Annotated in this window: 3 rRNA genes; all 3 read left to right on the top strand. The window is 55.6% G+C overall.

The features are described 5' to 3' along the window. Nucleotides 1–121 precede the first annotated feature (121 nt). The 3 genes from P4R38_RS05230 (at nucleotide 122) to rrf (ending at nucleotide 5374) form a co-directional block, all read left to right on the top strand. A 16S ribosomal RNA gene (locus tag P4R38_RS05230) occupies nucleotides 122–1644 on the top strand. A gap of 338 nt (nucleotides 1645–1982) precedes the next feature. Continuing rightward, nucleotides 1983–5092 (top strand): 23S ribosomal RNA (locus tag P4R38_RS05225). 164 nt (nucleotides 5093–5256) lie between these two features. Further along, nucleotides 5257–5374: ribosomal RNA gene (rrf, locus tag P4R38_RS05220) — 5S ribosomal RNA — on the top strand. Together the 16S, 23S and 5S rRNA genes form the textbook arrangement of a ribosomal RNA operon. Nucleotides 5375–5382 lie beyond the last annotated feature (8 nt).

Below are 5382 nucleotides of genomic sequence, written 5' to 3'. Positions count from 1 at the left end.
GAGCGGCTGTTTCTTGAGAACTCAACAGCGTGTCGAGTGATTGATGCCAAATGTTTGTTTGGTTGATATTGACGAATTCAATGTTTATTGAATCCTATCAATTTCGGCCAGGTTTTGATTTTCTACGGAGAGTTTGATCCTGGCTCAGGACGAACGCTGGCGGCGTGCTTAACACATGCAAGTCGAACGATGAAGCCGCAGCTTGCTGTGGTGGATTAGTGGCGAACGGGTGAGTAACACGTGAGTAACCTGCCCTTCACTCTGGGATAAGCCTGGGAAACTGGGTCTAATACTGGATATGACTGCTTGCCGCATGGTGGGTGGTGGAAAGATTTATTGGTGAAGGATGGACTCGCGGACTATCAGCTTGTTGGTGGGGTAGTGGCCTACCAAGGCTTTGACGGTTAGCCGGCCTGAGAGGGCGACCGGCCACACTGGGACTGAGACACGGCCCAGACTCCTACGGGAGGCAGCAGTGGGGAATATTGCACAATGGGCGAAAGCCTGATGCAGCGACGCCGCGTGCGGGATGACGGCCTTCGGGTTGTAAACCGCTTTCACCAGGGACGAAGCGGAAGTGACGGTACCTGGAGAAGAAGCACCGGCTAACTACGTGCCAGCAGCCGCGGTAATACGTAGGGTGCGAGCGTTGTCCGGAATTATTGGGCGTAAAGAGCTTGTAGGCGGTTTGTCGCGTCTGCTGTGAAAGACCGGGGCTTAACTCCGGTTCTGCAGTGGGTACGGGCAGACTAGAGTGTGGTAGGGGAGACTGGAATTCCTGGTGTAGCGGTGAAATGCGCAGATATCAGGAGGAACACCGATGGCGAAGGCAGGTCTCTGGGCCATAACTGACGCTGAGAAGCGAAAGCATGGGGAGCGAACAGGATTAGATACCCTGGTAGTCCATGCCGTAAACGTTGGGCGCTAGGTGTGGGGCTCATTCCACGAGTTCCGTGCCGTAGCTAACGCATTAAGCGCCCCGCCTGGGGAGTACGGCCGCAAGGCTAAAACTCAAAGGAATTGACGGGGGCCCGCACAAGCGGCGGAGCATGCGGATTAATTCGATGCAACGCGAAGAACCTTACCAAGGCTTGACATACACCGGATCGCTGCAGAGATGTGGTTTCCTTTTGGGCTGGTGTACAGGTGGTGCATGGTTGTCGTCAGCTCGTGTCGTGAGATGTTGGGTTAAGTCCCGCAACGAGCGCAACCCTCGTTCCATGTTGCCAGCACGTAATGGTGGGGACTCATGGGAGACTGCCGGGGTCAACTCGGAGGAAGGTGGGGATGACGTCAAATCATCATGCCCCTTATGTCTTGGGCTTCACGCATGCTACAATGGCTAGTACAGAGGGTTGCGAGACCGTGAGGTGGAGCGAATCCCTTAAAACTGGTCTCAGTTCGGATTGGGGTCTGCAACTCGACCCCATGAAGTCGGAGTCGCTAGTAATCGCAGATCAGCAACGCTGCGGTGAATACGTTCCCGGGCCTTGTACACACCGCCCGTCAAGTCACGAAAGTCGGTAACACCCGAAGCCGGTGGCCTAACCCTTGTGGGAGGAGCCGTCGAAGGTGGGACTGGCGATTGGGACTAAGTCGTAACAAGGTAGCCGTACCGGAAGGTGCGGCTGGATCACCTCCTTTCTAAGGAGCTGCTAAGCCCTTGAACCACCGAGTGTGTGGTTGGGGTGTGCTCATGGGTGGATCATCAATCATGGTGCCTGTGCTGTTCGGGGCATCGACTCAAGTACGGCCGCCGGCCGGGGTCCTTCGGGGTTCTGGTGTGGTGGTGGGGAACGGGTTGGTGTGCTGGTGGTGGGGGTGTCGACACGTTGTTGGGTCCTGAGGGGACAGCCGCCCGGTTGGGTGGGTGTTGCCTTGCAGTGGTGACGGGCTCGTCTGTGCACTGGCTGTGTGTTGGTGTGTGGGTGGGTTTTCCGTGTGTTGTTTGAGAATTGCATAGTGGACGCGAGCATCTTTGTGGCCAAGTTTTTAAGGGCGCACGGTGGATGCCTTGGCACCAGGAACCGATGAAGGACGTAGGAATCTGCGATAAGCCTCGGGGAGTCGATAACCAGACTGTGATCCGAGGATTTCCGAATGGGGAAACCCGGCAAGAGTCATTTCTTGTCACTCGCACCTGAATATATAGGGTGTGTGGAGGGAACGTGGGGAAGTGAAACATCTCAGTACCCACAGGAAGAGAAAACAACAGTGATTCCGTGAGTAGTGGCGAGCGAAAGCGGATGAGGCTAAACCTGTTTCGTGTGAGACCTGTCAGGGGTTGCGGAGCAGGGGTTGTGGGACCTTTTGGTCAGTGCTGACACGCTGGCAAGGAGTAAGAAATCATGGGTGTAGGTGAAGCAGCTTGAATGCTGTGGCGTAGAGGGTGTAACCCCCGTAACCGAAATGTTCATGACTCCTGAGAGGGATCCCAAGTAGCACGGGGCTCGAGAAATCCCGTGTGAATCTGGCAGGACCACCTGCTAAGCCTAAATATTCCCTGGTGACCGATAGCGGACTAGTACCGTGAGGGAAAGGTGAAAAGTACCCCGGGAGGGGAGTGAAATAGTACCTGAAACCGTGCGCTTACAATCCGTCAGAGCCCCCCTGGTTGGGGTGATGGCGTGCCTTTTGAAGAATGAGCCTGCGAGTTAGTGCTCAGTGGCGAGGTTAACCCGTGTGGGGAAGCCGTAGCGAAAGCGAGTCCGAATAGGGCGTTTGAGTCGCTGGGTCTAGACCCGAAGCGGAGTGATCTACCCATGGCCAGGTTGAAGCGCCGGTAAGACGGCGTGGAGGACCGAACCCACTTAGGTTGAAAACTGAGGGGATGAGCTGTGGGTAGGGGTGAAAGGCCAATCAAACTCCGTGATAGCTGGTTCTCCCCGAAATGCATTTAGGTGCAGCGTCACGTGTTTCTTGCCGGAGGTAGAGCTACTGGATGGCTGATGGGCCTCACCAGGTTACTGACGTCAGCCAAACTCCGAATGCCGGTAAGTGAGAGCGTGGCAGTGAGACTGCGGGGGATAAGCTTCGTAGTCGAGAGGGAAACAGCCCAGATCACCAGCTAAGGTCCCTAAGCGTGTGCTAAGTGGGAAAGGATGTGGAGTTGCTGTGACAACCAGGAGGTTGGCTTAGAAGCAGCCACCCTTTAAAGAGTGCGTAATAGCTCACTGGTCAAGTGATTCCGCGCCGACAATGTAGCGGGGCTCAAGCACACCACCGAAGCTGTGGCAATGACGCATTACCCTAGGTTTTCCTCAGGGGCGTTGTTGGGTAGGGGAGCGTCGTGTAGCGAGTGAAGCTCCGGAGTGATCCAGGGGTGGACGCTACACGAGTGAGAATGCAGGCATGAGTAGCGAATCTAGAGTGAGAAACTCTAGCGCCGAATAACCAAGGGTTCCAGGGTCAAGCTAATCTGCCCTGGGTAAGTCGGGACCTAAGGCGAGGCCGACAGGCGTAGTCGATGGACATCCGGTTGATATTCCGGAACCGGCGAAGAACCGCCCATATCGAATCAGGGGATGCTAACCACCCGAACCCACGACGTTCGGCACCTTCGGGTGTCGTGTTGCTGGGGGAGCGTGGGACCCGATCTTGTAGTAGGTAAGCAATGGAGTGACGCAGGAAGGTAGCCTCCGCGTGGCGATGGTTGTCCACGTCCAAGAGTGTAGGCCGGTCAGTAGGCAAATCCGCTGACCGTACGGCTGAGACTTGATAGTGACCACGTAATGTGGGAAGCAGGGTGATCCTATGCTGCCGAGAAAAACTTCTAGCGAGGTTCGAGCCGCCCGTACCCCAAACCGACTCAGGTGGTTAGGTAGAGAATACCAAGGCGATCGAGTGAATCGTGGTTAAGGAATTCGGCAAAATGCCCCCGTAACTTCGGGAGAAGGGGGGCCCAGACCCTGAAGAGACTTGCTCTCTAGGGGAAAGGGCCGCAGAGACCAGGGAGAAGCGACTGTTTACTAAAAACACAGGTCCGTGCGAAGAAGCAATTCGATGTATACGGACTGACGCCTGCCCGGTGCTGGAACGTTAAGGGGACCGGTTAGTCACTTGTGGCGAAGCTGAGAACTTAAGCGCCAGTAAACGGCGGTGGTAACTATAACCATCCTAAGGTAGCGAAATTCCTTGTCGGGTAAGTTCCGACCTGCACGAATGGCGTAACGACTTCTCCACTGTCTCAACCACGAACTCGGCGAAATTGCACTACGAGTAAAGATGCTCGTTACGCGCAGCAGGACGGAAAGACCCCGGGACCTTTACTACAGCTTGGTATTGGTGTTCGGTACGGCTTGTGTAGGATAGGTGGGAGACTGTGAAGCATTAGCGCCAGCTAGTGTGGAGTCATCGTTGAAATACCACTCTGGTCGTTCTGGGCTCCTAACTTCGGACCATGATCTGGTTCAGGGACAGTGCCTGGTGGGTAGTTTAACTGGGGCGGTTGCCTCCTAAAAGGTAACGGAGGCGCCCAAAGGTTCCCTCAGCCTGGTTGGCAATCAGGTTTCGAGTGTAAGTGCACAAGGGAGCTTGACTGTGAGACAGACATGTCGAGCAGGGACGAAAGTCGGGACTAGTGACCCGACGGTGGCTTGTGGAAGCGCCGTCGCTCAACGGATAAAAGGTACCCCGGGGATAACAGGCTGATCTTGCCCAAGAGCTCATATCGACGGCATGGTTTGGCACCTCGATGTCGGCTCGTCGCATCCTGGGGCTGGAGTAGGTCCCAAGGGTTGGGCTGTTCGCCCATTAAAGCGGTACGCGAGCTGGGTTTAGAACGTCGTGAGACAGTTCGGTCCCTATCCGCTGTGCGCGTAGGAAGCTTGAGAAGACCTGTCCCTAGTACGAGAGGACCGGGATGGACGAACCTCTGGTGTGTCAGTTGTTCTGCCAAGAGCACCGCTGATTAGCTACGTTCGGAAGTGATAACCGCTGAAAGCATCTAAGCGGGAAGCACGCTTCAAGATGAGGCTTCCATACTCCTTGTGAGTGAGAGGCTCCCAGCTAGACGACTGGGTTGATAGGCCGGACGTGGAAGCACAGTAATGTGTGAAGCTGACCGGTACTAATAAGCCGATAACTTGTTACCACAAAGAAGCTCCGCGTCCACTATGCAACTCTGGAACAACACACCACCACACCCACCCCAAACCGGCCCGCACCGCGGATCGTGTCCGGGGTGGTGGTGAACAAGTGAACACAGCACGACACACGGTGTCGTGACCTGAGAACACAACAAGGGTTCCATCAGGTTACGGCGGTCATAGCGAAGTGGGAAACGCCCGGTCACATTCCGAACCCGGAAGCTAAGCCCTTCAGCGCCGATGGTACTGCACTGGGAACGGTGTGGGAGAGTAGGACACCGCCGGACATACATTC

The organism is Luteipulveratus flavus (genome assembly GCF_029439465.1).
Lineage (GTDB): Bacteria > Actinomycetota > Actinomycetes > Actinomycetales > Dermatophilaceae > Luteipulveratus > Luteipulveratus flavus.
The sequence above is the reverse complement of the archived record's forward strand: the minus strand, read 5'-3'. Positions and strand labels throughout refer to the sequence as shown.